General features: G+C 57.9%; 15 protein-coding genes. 8 read left to right on the top strand and 7 right to left on the bottom strand.

Annotated elements, in window-relative coordinates:
* Position 1: 1 nt before the first annotated feature.
* Together D0851_RS15155 and polA are read right to left on the bottom strand one after the other, a co-directional pair.
* Positions 2 to 472, bottom strand: a complete 471-nt coding sequence (locus D0851_RS15155) for a hypothetical protein (protein WP_227539317.1) — start codon at positions 470 to 472, stop codon at positions 2 to 4.
* Between the two features lie 131 nt (positions 473 to 603).
* A complete protein-coding gene (polA, locus tag D0851_RS15160) occupies positions 604 to 3,333 on the bottom strand; it encodes a DNA polymerase I (RefSeq protein ID WP_117619401.1) in 2,730 nt (909 codons plus the stop codon).
* 87 nt (positions 3,334 to 3,420) lie between these two features.
* On the opposite strand from polA, the gene D0851_RS15165 reads away from it, so the two are divergent.
* Positions 3,421 to 3,762, top strand: a complete 342-nt coding sequence (locus tag D0851_RS15165) for a DUF2782 domain-containing protein (RefSeq protein WP_117619402.1) — start codon at positions 3,421 to 3,423, stop codon at positions 3,760 to 3,762.
* 142 nt (positions 3,763 to 3,904) lie between these two features.
* A complete protein-coding gene (locus tag D0851_RS15170) occupies positions 3,905 to 4,330 on the top strand; it encodes a hypothetical protein (protein ID WP_117619403.1) in 426 nt (141 codons plus the stop codon).
* 109 nt (positions 4,331 to 4,439) lie between these two features.
* Here the strand turns inward: D0851_RS15170 and D0851_RS15175 are convergent, their stop codons facing one another.
* Both D0851_RS15175 and pyrE read right to left on the bottom strand, forming a co-directional pair.
* Positions 4,440 to 5,093 carry a DUF4124 domain-containing protein gene (locus D0851_RS15175; protein ID WP_117619404.1) on the bottom strand — a complete coding sequence of 218 codons (654 nt, stop codon included), beginning with the start codon at positions 5,091 to 5,093 and terminating at the stop codon, positions 4,440 to 4,442.
* 3 nt (positions 5,094 to 5,096) lie between these two features.
* Positions 5,097 to 5,735, bottom strand: a complete 639-nt coding sequence (gene pyrE, locus D0851_RS15180) for an orotate phosphoribosyltransferase (RefSeq protein ID WP_117619405.1) — start codon at positions 5,733 to 5,735, stop codon at positions 5,097 to 5,099.
* A gap of 81 nt (positions 5,736 to 5,816) precedes the next feature.
* Between pyrE and D0851_RS15185 the strand changes: the two genes are divergently transcribed.
* Positions 5,817 to 6,623 (top strand): exodeoxyribonuclease III, encoded by an 807-nt coding sequence (locus D0851_RS15185; protein ID WP_117619406.1) that lies wholly within the window; start codon positions 5,817 to 5,819, stop codon positions 6,621 to 6,623.
* 135 nt (positions 6,624 to 6,758) lie between these two features.
* Here D0851_RS15185 and rph read toward each other — a convergent pair whose 3' ends face one another.
* Positions 6,759 to 7,475, bottom strand: a complete 717-nt coding sequence (gene rph, locus D0851_RS15190; protein WP_117619407.1) for a ribonuclease PH — start codon at positions 7,473 to 7,475, stop codon at positions 6,759 to 6,761.
* Between the two features lie 169 nt (positions 7,476 to 7,644).
* Here rph and D0851_RS15195 point away from each other — a divergent pair, with 169 nt between their 5' ends.
* Positions 7,645 to 8,511, top strand: coding sequence for a YicC/YloC family endoribonuclease (locus tag D0851_RS15195; RefSeq protein ID WP_117619408.1), 867 nt, complete (start codon positions 7,645 to 7,647; stop codon positions 8,509 to 8,511).
* A 24-nt stretch (positions 8,512 to 8,535) separates the two neighbouring features.
* Here the strand turns inward: D0851_RS15195 and D0851_RS15200 are convergent, their stop codons facing one another.
* Positions 8,536 to 9,354, bottom strand: coding sequence for an RluA family pseudouridine synthase (locus D0851_RS15200; RefSeq protein WP_117619409.1), 819 nt, complete (start codon positions 9,352 to 9,354; stop codon positions 8,536 to 8,538).
* 149 nt (positions 9,355 to 9,503) lie between these two features.
* Between D0851_RS15200 and gmk the strand changes: the two genes are divergently transcribed.
* The 4 genes from gmk (at position 9,504) to D0851_RS15220 (ending at position 13,214) form a co-directional block, all read left to right on the top strand.
* Positions 9,504 to 10,136 (top strand): guanylate kinase, encoded by a 633-nt coding sequence (gene gmk, locus D0851_RS15205; RefSeq protein ID WP_117619410.1) that lies wholly within the window; start codon positions 9,504 to 9,506, stop codon positions 10,134 to 10,136.
* 86 nt (positions 10,137 to 10,222) lie between these two features.
* The gene (gene rpoZ / locus D0851_RS15210; protein WP_117619411.1) at positions 10,223 to 10,435 is read left to right on the top strand and encodes a DNA-directed RNA polymerase subunit omega; all 213 of its coding nucleotides are present in this window, start codon (positions 10,223 to 10,225) and stop codon (positions 10,433 to 10,435) included.
* A gap of 172 nt (positions 10,436 to 10,607) precedes the next feature.
* Positions 10,608 to 12,749, top strand: coding sequence for a RelA/SpoT family protein (locus D0851_RS15215; RefSeq protein WP_117619412.1), 2,142 nt, complete (start codon positions 10,608 to 10,610; stop codon positions 12,747 to 12,749).
* Between the two features lie 78 nt (positions 12,750 to 12,827).
* Positions 12,828 to 13,214: a RidA family protein gene (locus tag D0851_RS15220; RefSeq protein ID WP_064228391.1), complete on the top strand. Its 387-nt coding sequence runs from the start codon at positions 12,828 to 12,830 to the stop codon at positions 13,212 to 13,214.
* A 64-nt stretch (positions 13,215 to 13,278) separates the two neighbouring features.
* Here the strand turns inward: D0851_RS15220 and D0851_RS15225 are convergent, their stop codons facing one another.
* Positions 13,279 to 14,145, bottom strand: a complete 867-nt coding sequence (locus D0851_RS15225) for an NAD-dependent epimerase/dehydratase family protein (protein ID WP_117619413.1) — start codon at positions 14,143 to 14,145, stop codon at positions 13,279 to 13,281.
* Positions 14,146 to 14,150 lie beyond the last annotated feature (5 nt).

Raw genomic sequence — 14,150 nt, forward strand, 5'->3', positions numbered from 1 at the left:
ATCAGCCAACCACCTGACCACGGTAGATGACCTTTTTCTTCCGTGGCGGGTGGCTTTCTCCCTCGCCGTTTTCATTGGCCGTGACAGGTGGCGCGTCGGCGATCACCTGGCCGCGGTAGGTGCGCTTCAGGCCGTTGTCCTCTTCCTCGGGTTCAATGTTCAGTTGCGGAACCTGTTGCTTCAGGGTTTCCCAGGTCCGGATCAGATGGCTTGAGCGGGTTTTTCGGGCGTAATCCGCCAGTTGCTGTTCCAGATGCTCTTCCGTGAGATGCAGTTTGACGCCGAATTCTGAGTGAATCAGGCGCCGGCACTGGTGAACCAGTTTCAGCAGGCCGGGGTCCAGCAGCCAGCTACGTTCAGATGCCAGAGAAGTCATGGTTTGAGCCTCGGGAAAGTGTGTCACAACATGGCGTTGCCCCGGAACATCCGGCATGGGCAAGGCGCCGACCCTGGGGCCGGAAGCGAATTTCATGCCGTATCCGGGTGGGGCGGTGTCCGCCGCGCCCTGGCGTGAAACCCTGGCAGGAACAGGCGCCTTTGTGCTCTGAATCTCTGGCGCATTTCAGTGCATTGGCGGGCGTCCATGCCCTGTTTTGGGGTGGGTCAGTGGGCTTCGTCCCAGTTGTCGCCGGCCCCGGCCTCCACAAGCAGCGGTACATCCAGTTCTGCGGCTGCCGACATGCGTTTCACCAGTCCTTTACGGATTTTATCCAGGGCCGATTCCTTCACTTCCAGAATCAGTTCATCGTGAACCTGCATGGTCATCCGGGCTTCGTCGGCGTGCTCGGTGAGCAGCCAGTTCTCCACATCCACCATGGCCCGTTTGATAATGTCCGCTGCGGTGCCCTGCATGGGCGCGTTGATGGCCGTGCGCTCGGCAGCCTGTTGCAGCTGTTTGTTTCGGGCGTTGATTTCGGGCAGATACAGGCGGCGACCAAACAGGGTTTCCACAAAACCGTCCTCGTGGGCCTGTTTGCGGATGTTGTCCATGTATTTCAGTACCCCCGGGTAACGCTCGAAATAGCGGTCGATGTATTGCTGGGCCAGCTTGCGTTCCACATCCAGCTGCCGGGAGAGACCAAAGGCGGACATGCCGTAGATCAGGCCAAAGTTGATGGCCTTGGCGCTCCGGCGCTGGTCCGCCGATACCTCGTCCAGGTTTACACCGAAAACTTCGGCCGCGGTTGCCTTGTGAATGTCTTCCCCGTGTTCAAAGGCAGTGAGCAGTCCCTTGTCGCCGGACAGGTGAGCCATGATCCGCAGTTCGATCTGGGAATAATCCGCCGCGACCAGTTTGTACCCTTCCTGAGCGATAAACGCCTGACGTATCCGTCGTCCCTGCTCGCTGCGGATAGGGATATTCTGCAGGTTGGGCTCGGAGGAGGATAATCGTCCGGTCGCTGTGACGGCTTGATGGTAAGAGGTGTGCACACGGCCCGTCCGGTGGTGAATCAGCTCGGGCAGAGTATCGGTGTAGGTGGACTTGAGCTTGCTCAGGCTCCGGTGTTCGAGGATCAGCCGCGGCAGTTCATAGTCATGAGCGAGTTCCTGCAACACCGGCTCAGCGGTTGACGGTGCGCCCTTGGGGGTTTTCTTGACGACCGGTAAGCCCATTCTTTCGTAGAAAATGACCTGGAGTTGCTTGGTGGAGCCCAGATTAAAGGTCTCGCCTGCGACGTCGTGGGCTTCCTTTTCCAGTTCGGCCAGACGTTCGGCCAGCTCCTGGCTGTGCCGGCGCAGTGTACTCGCGCTGATCAGGGTTCCCCGCTGTTCCATACGCGAGAGCACTGGTACCAGGGGCAGGTCGATTTCCTTGTAAACGGATGCCAGTTTGCCGGTTTGCTTCAGCCTTGATCTCAGGGTCTGGTGCAGGCGCAGGGTGATGTCCGCATCCTCGGCGGCGTAGGGAGCGGCTTTCTCCAGCTCGATCTGGTTGAAAGTAAGCTGCCTGGCGCCCTTGCCGGCGATGGACTCGAAGCTGATGGTCTTTTCGCTCAGGTAGTGCATGGCGAGGCTGTCCATATCGTGGCGGGTGGCCACGGAATTCAGGACATAGGACTCAAGCATGGTGTCCTCGGCAATCCCCTCGAGGCAAATGCCGTGATTGGCCAGCACATTTTTGTCGTACTTCAGGTTCTGTCCGACTTTGGCCTGGCCCGGATCTTCAAGCAGTGGCTTGAGCTGTTCCAGTACCGCCTCACGGTCCAGCTGATCCGGAGCCCCCATGTAGTCGTGAGCCAGGGGCACATAAGCCGCTTCGCCCGGGGTGATGGCAAAGGAGACGCCAACTATCTCGGCGTCCATATAACGAAGGCTCGTGGTTTCGGTATCAAAGGCGAAAAGGTCGGCGGATTTGAGGCGCTGCAACCAGCGGTCAAGATCGCTCTGATCGGTAATAACGCTGTAGTTTTTACCGGCCTCGGGCGCCGGGTTTTCGCTGTAGTTTTTACCGGCCGGTGTTTGCGAGTCTTTATTGCTCTCCAGTTCAGCAATCCAGCTCCGGAATTCGTACTCCCGGAACAGTTCCAGCAGCTGCTGGTCATCCTGTTCACGCAGCTCCAGATCTTCCAGGCCAAAGTCCAGCTCCACATCGGTGCGGATGGTGGCCAGTTCGCGGCTCAGGGGGAGGGTTTCAGTGGCTTCCCGGAGGTACTCACCAATCTTGCCTCTGATCTCATCGGCATGCTCAATCAGATTGTCCAGATCTTCGTAGGTCTGCAGCCATTTCACCGCGGTTTTCGGTCCGCACTTGTTAACTCCCGGGATGTTGTCCACCTTGTCGCCCACCAGGGCCAGGTAGTCAACGATCTGCTCGGGGGTAACACCGAACTTTTCCACCACGCCCTCCCGGTCCATCCGGGTTTCGGTCATGGTGTTGATCAGCGTTACGTGGTCGCTGACCAGCTGCGCCATGTCCTTGTCGCCGGTTGAAACCACCACATCAATGCCCTTGCTGGTGGCTTCTTCGGCCAGTGTACCGATCACGTCGTCCGCTTCTACGCCGGTTACGGTCAGCAGGGGCAGGCCCATGGCCTTCACGATTTCGTGGATGGGTTCGATCTGGCAGGCCAGATCCTCAGGCATCGGCGGCCGGTTGGCCTTGTACTCTTCGTACAGGTCATGCCGGAAGGTTTTGCCCTTGGCGTCTAAGACCACCACCATCTTTGAGCCGGGGAAATCCTGCTCCAGGCGCCGGATCATGCTGATCACACCCTTGATCGCACCGGTGGGGTGGTCCTTGCTGGTGGTCAGCGGTGGAAGTGCATGATAAGCACGGAAAAGATAGGACGATCCGTCCACAAGAACCACTGGTGGTGTGTTTTTGCTGGTCATGTCAAAACAAGTCCGGATTCTGATTGAAGCATGGGTTGGCTTATGCAACTCTGTACTGAAATCGATGGACGAAAGGGTATCACGAAAATGAAACAAATCGCCTGCCCGGCATTGCTACTCGTCTGTTTGCCGTTGGCTGCTCTGGCCCAAGAAAAAGGGGCGCTGAACGAGACGCCGGTGGAAACGCCGAAAGAGCCCGTTGTGGTTTCCGATTATCAGCCTGCTGGCGAGGGCCCGCAAATTGTTATCCGCCCCGGCGAGAACGAGGTCTTTTATGAGTACCGGGTTAATGGTCAGCTTATGGAAATCAAGGTTGTGCCGGAAGTCGGGCCGGAATATTACCTGGTACCTGCCGATGGCGGTGGTGGTTGGGTCCGGCAGTCCGAGTCCGACACGCTGCTGCCCCGTTGGGTTATTTTCCGCTGGTAACCCTGATTCGTCTATTTCCCGCTTTTAGTATGAACATTCTAATTTTTCGGCGTAACTTGGATCCTGAGCTTGAAGCAAGGCCTGCTCCCAAGAAGTTTTAGCAGCGCCTTGGAACTTTCAGGAAACCAATAGGAGAACAGACATGGGTAAACTCAAGTCATATCAGGAACAGCTTCAGGAAATCGTCGATAAAGGCATCAATGCCGCTGAAGAGCAGCAGAAGAAGCTTGCCTCCAAGCCGTTTGATTACGCGGAAAAGCTGGAGGCCGAGGCGCGTGAGTACAGCGTCAAGACCCTGCGCAAGCGTTACAACGGTTACAGCGATAGCCTGTTTGGCCAGCTGCGCAGCCTGAACAGCCGCTTTGGCAGCTTCGCGGGTGATCTGGTCGCCAAGCTGGAAAAAGAGGCCGCTGAAGGCGCTGACGCGGTATCTGAAGCTGCCGAGGATGTTTCCGAAGCCGCTCAGGACGCCAAGAAGTCCGTTGAGGCCAAGAAGCCGGCTGCGCGCAAAACCACCGCGCACAAGACTACCGCTACTACCAAGAAGAGCACTGCTGCTTCCGCCTGAAAGCGGTGAGGCATCTCACTTGATCAGTCAGTGAAATGAAAGAAGGGCCTTCGGTTCACCGCTGGCCCTTCTTTTTATTCCGCGCTCCGGTGCGGCCCGGCTGCGGCGATCAGTTGGTTTCCCCGGCGGGCTCCAGCGGCAGTGTCCGGGCCTCGTCGGTGACTTCTTCCAGGCGTTCTATATCGGCTTCGAAGGCCTTCTGCAGTGCCTCAATTTCCTGGGTTTGCGAGGCAATCTCCCGCTCAATGTCCCGAATCTGTGACTCCAGCCTCCGGATTTTCTCAAGGATGGATTCAGGTATGTCGCGTCCGGTCCGTTCCATATCGGCCGCGCGGCTCTGTTCGCTGTCCAGCTGGCTGGATATTACCGAGATGTTGCCTCGCTTGAGCTGGATCAGGCCCTCGAGTTCCCGGATCTTTCGATGCATTGCTTTCACCGCCTGATCCGGGTGACTGAAGCGCTTCAGCAACTGCCTGTCTTTCTCACGTTGCTCGGCGAGCTCTTTCTGGCGTTGTTTTTCCGCTTCCCGGGCGGCAATTTCCTCTTCCGTGGGCGCGGGAGGAATGGTCTCGATCACACGACCATTGTTGCCCAGAATATCGTAGCCCCGTTTGGTGGCTTCCTGGGGAATAGTGCTGCTGATCACAACCTGGCCGTTCGCATCCGTGTATCGGTACATGTTGGCTGCGGCGTGGGGCGCTATGCCCAGCATAAGCGCACATGCACAAGCCCTGGCTGAAAATGCGGTCAGACGATTAGCCATTAATCAGACTCCGTAACGATCCCGGTAACTGGCGACCTTCCCGGCATGCCCGGCGAAGTCCGGGTTGGCCTTGAGGTAGTCCAGGATTTGTTCGAGGCGAATGATGCTCACCACCGGGATACCGAACTCCTTTTCCACTTCCTGAATGGCCGACAGTTCGCCATTGCCTTTTTCCTGCCGGTCCAGCGCTATAAGCACACCGGCCGGTTCGGCGCCCGCGGCCCGAATAATGTCGATGGACTCACGGATCGCAGTGCCCGCAGTAATAACATCATCGACAATCAGTACTCTGCCCTGCAGTGGTGCGCCAACAATGTTGCCGCCCTCACCATGATCCTTCTTTTCCTTGCGGTTAAACGCAAAAGGTTTGCTGTTACCGTCTGTAGCCAGGGCCATTGCTGTTACGGTGGCCAACGGAATGCCCTTATAGGCAGGCCCGAAAATGATGTCATAATCCAGCCCGCTGCGTGCTATCGCAGCGGCATAGGCCTTGCTTAACTGAAGCAGGTCATCCCCGGTATTGAACAAGCCTGCGTTGAAGAAGTACGGGCTGGTTCGACCCGACTTGAGCGTAAACTCGCCAAAGCGCAGTACGTTCCGGCGGATGGCAAACTCAATAAATTTTTGCTGATAGTCGTGCATGACAAGGCTTCTGGCGGGTGTTGATCTTTAATTAACACGTAAAAACGGTATCATACACACAAACCGAATCAGGGAACACGTATGCGGGTAGTATCAATCAGCGTCAATGGCCTCGCCCAGGCTGTTGAGAAGGGCTTTTTCGACTGGCTGGCGCAGCAGGATGCCGACGTGGTCTGCGTTCAGGACCATCGCATGCGGGCCTACGAGATTGAGGACTACAACCTGATTCCGGAAGGTTATGAGGCCTATTTCATTGATGGCGAGAACAATGAGGATGGTGGCGTGGGCATTTACACCCGCCACTTTCCGAAGGCCATCATGTACGGTTTCGCCAACGAGCAGGCGGATCGTGAGGGCCGGTTTATTCAGGCCGATTTTGACAAGGTTTCCGTGGCCTGTGTGCTCGCGCCCTGTGCCCTTGGCCGGGAAGAAGAACTGATCGGCGAAGATGACCTGACAGTGCTGGACCATAAGGACGAGTTCATGGAGTCTTTTGGTCTGCACATGCAGAAGACGCTGCGTAAGCGCCGGCAGTTTATTTTCTGCGCCAATCTTCAGACGGCCCACCATGTAACGGATGCCAGCCCGCTTTATCACAAGCTGGACTTTTCCGGTTTCCTGCCCCATGAGCGTGCCTGGCTTGACCGCCTGTTTGATGAAATGGGCTGTGTTGACGGGTTCCGGGAAGTGAACAGGCAGAGTAATCAGTTTACCTGGTGGCCGGAGCAGGCGGAAGGTTCCCGCAGGAATGCCGGTATCCGGGTGGATTACCAGTTGCTGACCCCTGGGATCCGCAAGACCATCGAGGATGGCTGGATTGACGACTCAACCCGGTTTTCCGATCACGCACCGGTGATCATGGATTACGATATCGAAATCGGTTTTTGAGTCTGGGGAAGGCGCCTGTGTGGCGACGTTTCCCCAGACACGCTACGAGCACATCCCTGTGCGCTTGCTTCGGGCCGTCCATGGCCCTCAACAGTCTGGGGAAACGTCGCCACACAGGCGCCTCAGACTTGTGAGTTAGCCTTCCAAAGCTGTTTTCTGGATTTCGAACAACTGCTCAATGCCCTGCCTGGCCAATACCAGCATGTTGTCCAGCTCTTCCTGAACAAACGGCGCACCTTCCGCCGTTCCCTGAATCTCGATAAAGCCGCCCTGGTCGGTCATGATGACGTTCATGTCGGTTTCCGCTTCGGAATCTTCCGGATAGTCCAGATCCACCACCGGGGTACCCTTGTAAACGCCAACGGACAGCGCGGCGACCATCTGTTTGAGTGGTGATTTTTTCAGGCGCTTTTCGGCCACCAGGTGGTTCAGGGCATCGACCAGTGCCACGCAACCGCCGGTGATGGCTGCGGTGCGGGTGCCGCCGTCGGCCTGGATAACGTCGCAGTCCACGGTGATGGTGTGCTCGCCCAGAGCGGAGAGGTCGACGGCGGCGCGCAGGGAGCGGCCGATCAGGCGCTGGATTTCGACGGTGCGTCCGCCCTGTTTGCCGCGGGCGGCTTCCCGGCCCATTCGGCTGCCGGTGGAGCGGGGCAGCATGCCGTATTCGGCGGTGATCCAGCCTTTACCTTCGCCCCTCATAAATGGGGGAACCTTGTTTTCGACGGAGGCGGTGCAGATAACTTTGGTGTCTCCGAATTCCACCAGCACGGAGCCTTCGGCGTGGCGGGTGTAGTTGCGGGTAATTCGAGCATCTCTCGGTTGCTCGGGCGTTCTGCCGCTTGGACGCATAGTATTTCCTGAAGTCAGTAATGAATTTCCGGGCGCGTGTCCCGGTCGATCGTGTGTCGAAAAGGCGGAAAAGTATAACACGTTGGCACTGGCCTTTTGTTTGGTTCGCCGTGGGCGTTAAGAGCCTGTTAAACTCGGATTGTTTCCACCAACCATGAGCGGAGCCGACATGATCCGAAGTATGACCGCATTTGCCCGGAAGGATGTCCAGGAAGACTGGGGGACGCTGACCTGTGAGATCCGGACGGTGAATCACCGCTACCTGGAACCGTCTTTCCGTCTGCCGGAGGCTTTCCGGGAGCTTGAGGGCCGGTTCCGTGAGGAGCTTCGGAATCAGCTGAAGCGAGGCAAGGTGGATGTGTCCATGCGGCTTCAGTCCGCCGAAAATGTGACCCAGAGCTTCGAGATTAGCGAAGAGATGGCGCAGGCCGTCAATGAGGCCGCGAATCACATCAATCGGATGCTGGATAACCCGGCCCACATCAACGCCCTGGATATTCTTCGCTGGCCTGGCGTTCTTTCGGTGCCGGAGCAGGACTATGGTCCGGCGAAAGAGGCAGCGGCCGGTTTGTTTGAGCAGACCGTTGCTGAGCTGGCATCAGTGCGGGAGCGCGAGGGAGAGCGGTTGCGGCCGTTGTTCGAAGATCGCCTTAAAGTCATGGGTGAGTTGGTCTCGGACGTGCGCGCTCGCATGCCGGAGCTGCTTGACGCCCAGGAGAAGGCGCTTCGGGAGCGGTTCGAGAAAGCGAAGGTGGAGCTGGATCCCGATCGGGTTACCCAGGAGATGGTGATGCTGGCCCAGAAAAGTGATGTGGCCGAGGAGCTGGACCGGCTGGACGCCCACATTGGCGAGGTGGCGGATACCCTGAAAAGTGAGGGGGCCATCGGTCGCCGGCTGGATTTTCTGATGCAGGAGCTGAACCGCGAGGCCAATACCCTGAGCAGCAAGAGTATCGACGCCGGAGTAACCCGCATTGCTGTGGATCTGAAAGTGCTGATCGAACAGATTCGGGAGCAGGTGCAGAACCTGGAGTGATCCCGGGGCAGGGCTTTTTGGGGTTCAGGACTGTTTCAGGCTGTCCAGGTTGTCCGGTAACCGGAACGTGACCTTTTGTTTGCTCAGCGGGCAGTCGAATTCCAGATAGTAAGCCAGCAGCTGCAGGGGAGCCGGGGCAGGTCGTCCGTACAGGCGGTCGCCGACGATCGGGTGCCCAAGGCCAGCCAGGTGGCGGCGGATCTGGTGTTTCCGTCCGGTTTCAATGCTCACCTGTACCAGGGAGGTCTGGTTGGCCTCGCTGGCACTTAGTGTCGTCACCCGGCTGGTTGCCGGTTTGCCCTCCACCGGAGCGTCAACGATCCGGTCCTGGGCGCTGACCACCCCGGTTACTCTGGCCCGGTAGTATTTGGTGATGGTTCGGGCTGAAAAGCACTGGGACAGGGCGCTCGCAGCTTTCGGGTCGTGGGCGATCAGCATCAGCCCGGCGGCGTCGGCATCGAGGCGGTGGATCAGGTGACACGGCCGCTCGAGAAGCACTTCTGCCAGCCGCAGCAGGCTGCAATGGTCGCCCCACTGGGAGCCTTGGGCGAGCATGCCGTGAGGTTTGAACCAGACGGTGTAACGCCCTTTGTCCTCCAGCAGAACCGGGTCTTCAGGTTTTCTGGCCAGTACCTTCTCGTCATAGTACAGCTGCAGGTGCACGCCGGCTCTGAGCTCCTTCGTCGCCCTTCGCAGTCTTAATTGTTTGCCCTTGTGCGTCCACCAGCAGGCGCCCTTGGTCATGGCATCCTTGATTTTCTGGCGTGAGAGCTCCGATGCCTCACTCAGTGCGTCAATGGCTTTCCGGGGTTTCTGAAGAGTAATGTCTATGGTCGTTCGCATGGGGTATATCAGTTGATAAAAGGGACAATTACGCAAATGGTATCAGGTGGCGCCCTGTCGGGGTGCGGTGTTTTGCCAAAGTCCGTATAATTCCGGCTTTACCGGTCGGAACAGGTGGCCGCCGCGTTCAGGTTTGGAGTTCTCGGGTTATGAGTCAGTCAGTTGAGCAGGGTACCCTGTACGTTATATCTGCGCCATCCGGTGCCGGTAAGACAAGCCTTGTGGCGGGCATGCTTCGCGATGACCACAAGCTTGGCGTCTCCGTGTCCCACACCACCCGCTCCATGCGCGAAGGGGAGCAGAACGGTGTTAACTACCACTTTGTCGGCCGCGAAGAATTTGAGGCAATGATTGCCAAGGGTGATTTTCTGGAACACGCGGATGTCTTTGGTAACTACTACGGCACCTCTCAGGCCTGGGTGCGGGAGACGCTGGCCAGGGGCCAGGATGTCATCCTGGAGATTGATTGGCAGGGTGCCAGTCAGGTGCGCCGGCTGATTCCCGAATGCGTCGGTATTTTTATTGTGCCGCCGTCGCCGGCAGTATTGCGCGAGCGACTGGTGGGTCGTGGTACCGACACGCCCGAGGTGGTGGAGCGCCGGTTGGCGGAGGCCAAGGAAGAGTGCCGCCACGCCGTTGAGTTCGACTTTCTGGTGGTCAATGACGACTTCGATATCGCCCTGGCGGACCTGCTGGCCATCGTCCGGGCCCAGCGCCTGCGCATGGAGGTGCAGCAGCCACGGCACCAGAAGCTTCTGGCAGGGTTGTCTGGCCTGGCCTGATACGGGCTTTTCCTGTATACAAATTGAACCGGTCGCAGTAAACTATCCGGTCTGCTGAATCAGTCATTTTATTTGTCGGGGAAGTTATGGCACGAGTTACCGTTGAAGATTGTCTGGAAAACGTTGATAACCGCTTCCAGCTGGTAATGCTGGCTACCAAGCGTGCGCGTCAGCTCGCTACCAAGGGGGCCGAGCCGATGGTGCCGGAAGAAAATGATAAGCCGACGGTGATTGCCCTGCGCGAAATCGCCGAAGGCAAGATTACTCGTGATCTGCTTAAGGAAGACGACGACGAGTGAGCTGTCTGCGGATATTGGGCATAAGTACCTGTCCGTGAGTGAGAAGCATTGAAATCCGTCCCCGCGGTTTTATAGTGTGTCTATAGAACGTTGCTGGAAGGACTAAGGAAGGACCCGGATGCGTGCATTCGGGTTTTTTTGTCCCTGAATTTCATGAGGTTGTGGAGGCGCGGTGTCGGCAGAGGCTACGGTTGAAGGGCTGGCGAGAGAGCTCAGCTCCTATCTGGATACCCATCGCATCAATCAGGTGCGACGGGCCTACTACTATGCCGAACAGGCCCATGAGGGCCAGATGCGCAAAAGCGGCGACCGCTACATTACCCATCCCCTGGCCGTTGCCCATATCCTCGCCGATCTCCGGCTGGACCACCAGAGCCTGATGGCCGCGATGCTTCACGATGTCATTGAAGACACCGGTATCCCGAAGGATGCCCTGTCGGAGCAGTTCGGTGAGGATGTGGCCGAGCTGGTGGATGGCGTCAGCAAGCTGACCCAGATTGAGTTCCGCTCCCGGGCGGAAGCCCAGGCTGAGAACTTCCAGAAGATGACTCTCGCCATGGCCCGGGATATACGGGTCATCCTGGTGAAGCTGGCTGACCGGCTGCACAACATGCGCACCCTCGGTCCCATGCCTTACGAGAAACGCCAGCGCATTGCCACCGAAACCCTCGATATCTACGCCCCGATCGCCAACCGCCTTGGTATGCACTCGATCTGCACCGAACTTGAGGATCTGGGTTTCTCCTCCCTGTATCCGATGCGATCGAAGTACATCTCGAAAGCGGTGGAGAAGCTTCGGGGCAGCCACCGGGAAATCATCGAAGACATCCGTGGCAAGTTGCAGGAAAAGCTGGAAGAGCGCGGCCTGCCCGGGCGGATTCTTGGCCGGGAGAAACACCTGAACAGCATCTACAACAAGATGAAGTTCAAGCAGAAATCCTTCCATGAAATCATGGATGTGTACGCCTTCCGGATTATTACCGACACCGAGGATGACTGTTATCGCATCCTCGGTGCCGTTCACAGCCTGTACAAGCCCCTGCCGGGCCGGTTCAAGGACTACATTGCCATGCCCAAGGCCAATGGCTACCAGTCTATCCATACCACCCTGTTCGGCATGCACGTGAACATTGAAATCCAGATCCGCACTGAGGAAATGGAGCACATCGCCAACAACGGTATTGCGGCTCACTGGATGTACAAGAACGAGCCCAGCAGCGTTACCAGTGCGAACCAGGCAAGGGTTGATCGCTGGGTGAAGGGTCTGATGGAAATGCGGGAGCGGGCCGATGATTCCATGGAATTCATTGAGCACGTGAAAGTGGATCTGTTCCCGGACGAGATCTACGTGTTCACGCCCAAGGGCCGCATCATGGAGCTGCCCAGCGGGGCAACACCGGTAGATTTCGCCTACGCGATCCACACCGATATCGGTAATGCCACCGTGGCCTGCCGGATCAACCGTAATCTCGGTTCCCTGAGCCAGCCCCTTCAAAGCGGTCAGACCGTCGAAATCATTACCGCACCCGGTGCCCGGCCCAATCCGGCCTGGCTCAGTTTCGTGGTTACCGGCAAGGCAAGAAGCAGTATCCGTCATGTCCTGAAGAGCCAGAAGCGGGCGGAATCGCTGGAGCTGGGACGGGCCTTGCTGAAGAAGTCGCTGAAAGGCTTTGGTGCCAAACTGTCGGATATCAGCGATGCCCAGAAACAGGCGGTGGTGAATCACAACCAGGTGAACAGTTTTGACGACCTGATCGGTGACATTGGTCTTGGAAACCGGATGGCCTATCTGGTTGCCCGTCAGCTCGTAAGCGGTGCCGAAGGACCGGACTCCGGTGAGGGCGCCCGGGATATCGAGGGTGGCAATCAAAGCCCGGTGACGATTCGTGGTACCGAGGGACTGCTGGTCCGGTTTGCCAGCTGTTGCAAGCCGATTCCCGGTGACCCGGTGGTGGGTGTTATGGATTCCGGCAAAGGCATGGTAATTCATTCCGATACCTGCTCTCGCTTGCCGGAAGACGACGAAGGCCGGGCCCGCCTGACCCATCTCAAGTGGGCCAAGGACATTACCGATGAATTTTCTGTGGAGTTGCGGGTAGAGCTTGAGCGTCAGCGCGGTGTGATTGCCGAGATGGCAAACGCCGTGGCCATGGCTGACGGTAACATCGAGCGCATCAATGTGGAGGAGCAGAATGCCCGCTTCGGTGTCGTCAGCCTGGTGGTGCATGTGCAAGGGCGCCGGCATCTGGCCCGGGTTATGCGGCGCATCCGCAATATTCGGGCAATTACCCACATCAGCCGCGTACGGCACTGAACCAGACCAAAGCCCGGTTGACAGGCGCGCCACAGAGGGGTGAGGATTGGCGTTTTGGAAGAGAGGAAAATAAGGGTCATGACCAACAAATCCGTAATTCAGACCGAGAATGCGCCTCAGGCCATTGGCACATACTCCCAGGCGGTGAAAGCCGGAGACACGGTATATCTGTCTGGCCAGATTCCGCTGGTGCCGGAGACCATGGAAGTGGTGGCAGGGGATTTTGCTGCCAAGACCCGTCAGGTATTTGATAACCTCAAGGCCGTGTGTGAAGCCGCCGGCGGTGAGCTCAAGGATATTGTCAAGCTCAATATCTATATGACCGACCTGGCAAACTTCGCCACGGTAAACGAGATCATGGCTACCTATTTCCAGGAGCCGTATCCTGCCCGCGCGGCAGTTGGCGTCGCTGCGCTGCCCAAGGGCGTACCCATTGAAATGGAAGCAGTCATGGTGCTGAGCTGAAGCCGGGGCAGGTTCCAATTTCGTGGAAAAGGCGGCTACGGTCGCCTTTTCCCGTTTCGCGGACTCAGTTTTGGTGAATCATCGCCCGATAGCCGGCCCGGAAGTCCGGGTACCGGAACTGGAATCCGGTGGCCAGCAGTCGCTGGTTATTGCAGCGTTTACTCCCGGCCCGGCCCCCTTGACGGGCGTCTGGTAAAGGATCGGCGCAGGGAGTTTGTTGCCGTACCCAGTCCACCACTTCATCGAGCCGTACCGGCTCGCAATCGCTGGCGATATAGCAGGGCTCCAGCAGCGCCCCGGAGACGGCAAGCCGGACCAGATGAGCGGCTGCTTCCGCAGCATCTTCTTCATGGATCCGGTTGCTGAACGGTGCCGGTGGCTGCGGGCTCATACGGCCTTGCTGAACCTCCTCAAGAAAACGTGCCCTGGACGGACCATAAATGCCACTGAATCGTATGATGGTTGCAGGGTGACCGCTGTCCAGCGCTGTTCGCTCCCCCGCCAGAATCTGTTCGCCGCTGAATCTGGCCGGGTTGACAGGGCTGGACTCGTCTACCCAGCTGTCGTCATCCTGAGCGTAAACGCTGGTACTGCTGACAAAGAAGAGATGTTTCAGGGAATGTTCGCCCAGTTCCCGTAGCAGGTTTTCGAGGCCGGTAACGTATGCATCCTGGTAGCCCTGCTGGTCGTAACTGGAGGGTGTCAGGCAATAAATGACGATGTCCAGGTTATCTGGCAACTGGCCGGCCAGGGTTGCAGGCCGGGTCAGGTCAGCTCTGATGCCGTGTACGCCTTTCGGCACCTGGTCCGGATTCCGGCGCAGCCCGAATACCGTTGCCGAGGCTTTCAGCCGGCTGGCGATGGCGCCACCGAGTTTGCCACAGCCGGCAACCAGGATTCCCGGCGGGTTAGTGCTTTCAGTGATTGCCATAGACA

The organism is Marinobacter sp. Arc7-DN-1, from assembly GCF_003441595.1.
GTDB classification, from domain to species: Bacteria; Pseudomonadota; Gammaproteobacteria; order Pseudomonadales; family Oleiphilaceae; genus Marinobacter; species Marinobacter metalliresistant.

What these genes read in the sequence shown, in the direction of transcription:
- D0851_RS15155 (WP_227539317.1), bottom strand. Translation starts at nt 472, where the DNA reads ATGAAATTCGCTTCCGGCCCCAGGGTCGGCGCCTTGCCCATGCCGGAT.
- D0851_RS15200 (WP_117619409.1), bottom strand. Translation starts at nt 9,354, where the DNA reads ATGCGAACGACCATAGACATTACTCTTCAGAAACCCCGGAAAGCCATT.
- rpoZ (WP_117619411.1), top strand. Translation starts at nt 10,223, where the DNA reads ATGGCACGAGTTACCGTTGAAGATTGTCTGGAAAACGTTGATAACCGC.
- D0851_RS15165 (WP_117619402.1), top strand. Translation starts at nt 3,421, where the DNA reads ATGAAACAAATCGCCTGCCCGGCATTGCTACTCGTCTGTTTGCCGTTG.
- polA (WP_117619401.1), bottom strand. Translation starts at nt 3,333, where the DNA reads ATGACCAGCAAAAACACACCACCAGTGGTTCTTGTGGACGGATCGTCC.
- D0851_RS15170 (WP_117619403.1), top strand. Translation starts at nt 3,905, where the DNA reads ATGGGTAAACTCAAGTCATATCAGGAACAGCTTCAGGAAATCGTCGAT.
- D0851_RS15195 (WP_117619408.1), top strand. Translation starts at nt 7,645, where the DNA reads ATGATCCGAAGTATGACCGCATTTGCCCGGAAGGATGTCCAGGAAGAC.
- D0851_RS15175 (WP_117619404.1), bottom strand. Translation starts at nt 5,093, where the DNA reads ATGGCTAATCGTCTGACCGCATTTTCAGCCAGGGCTTGTGCATGTGCG.
- D0851_RS15225 (WP_117619413.1), bottom strand. Translation starts at nt 14,145, where the DNA reads ATGGCAATCACTGAAAGCACTAACCCGCCGGGAATCCTGGTTGCCGGC.
- D0851_RS15220 (WP_064228391.1), top strand. Translation starts at nt 12,828, where the DNA reads ATGACCAACAAATCCGTAATTCAGACCGAGAATGCGCCTCAGGCCATT.
- rph (WP_117619407.1), bottom strand. Translation starts at nt 7,475, where the DNA reads ATGCGTCCAAGCGGCAGAACGCCCGAGCAACCGAGAGATGCTCGAATT.
- pyrE (WP_117619405.1), bottom strand. Translation starts at nt 5,735, where the DNA reads ATGCACGACTATCAGCAAAAATTTATTGAGTTTGCCATCCGCCGGAAC.
- gmk (WP_117619410.1), top strand. Translation starts at nt 9,504, where the DNA reads ATGAGTCAGTCAGTTGAGCAGGGTACCCTGTACGTTATATCTGCGCCA.
- D0851_RS15185 (WP_117619406.1), top strand. Translation starts at nt 5,817, where the DNA reads ATGCGGGTAGTATCAATCAGCGTCAATGGCCTCGCCCAGGCTGTTGAG.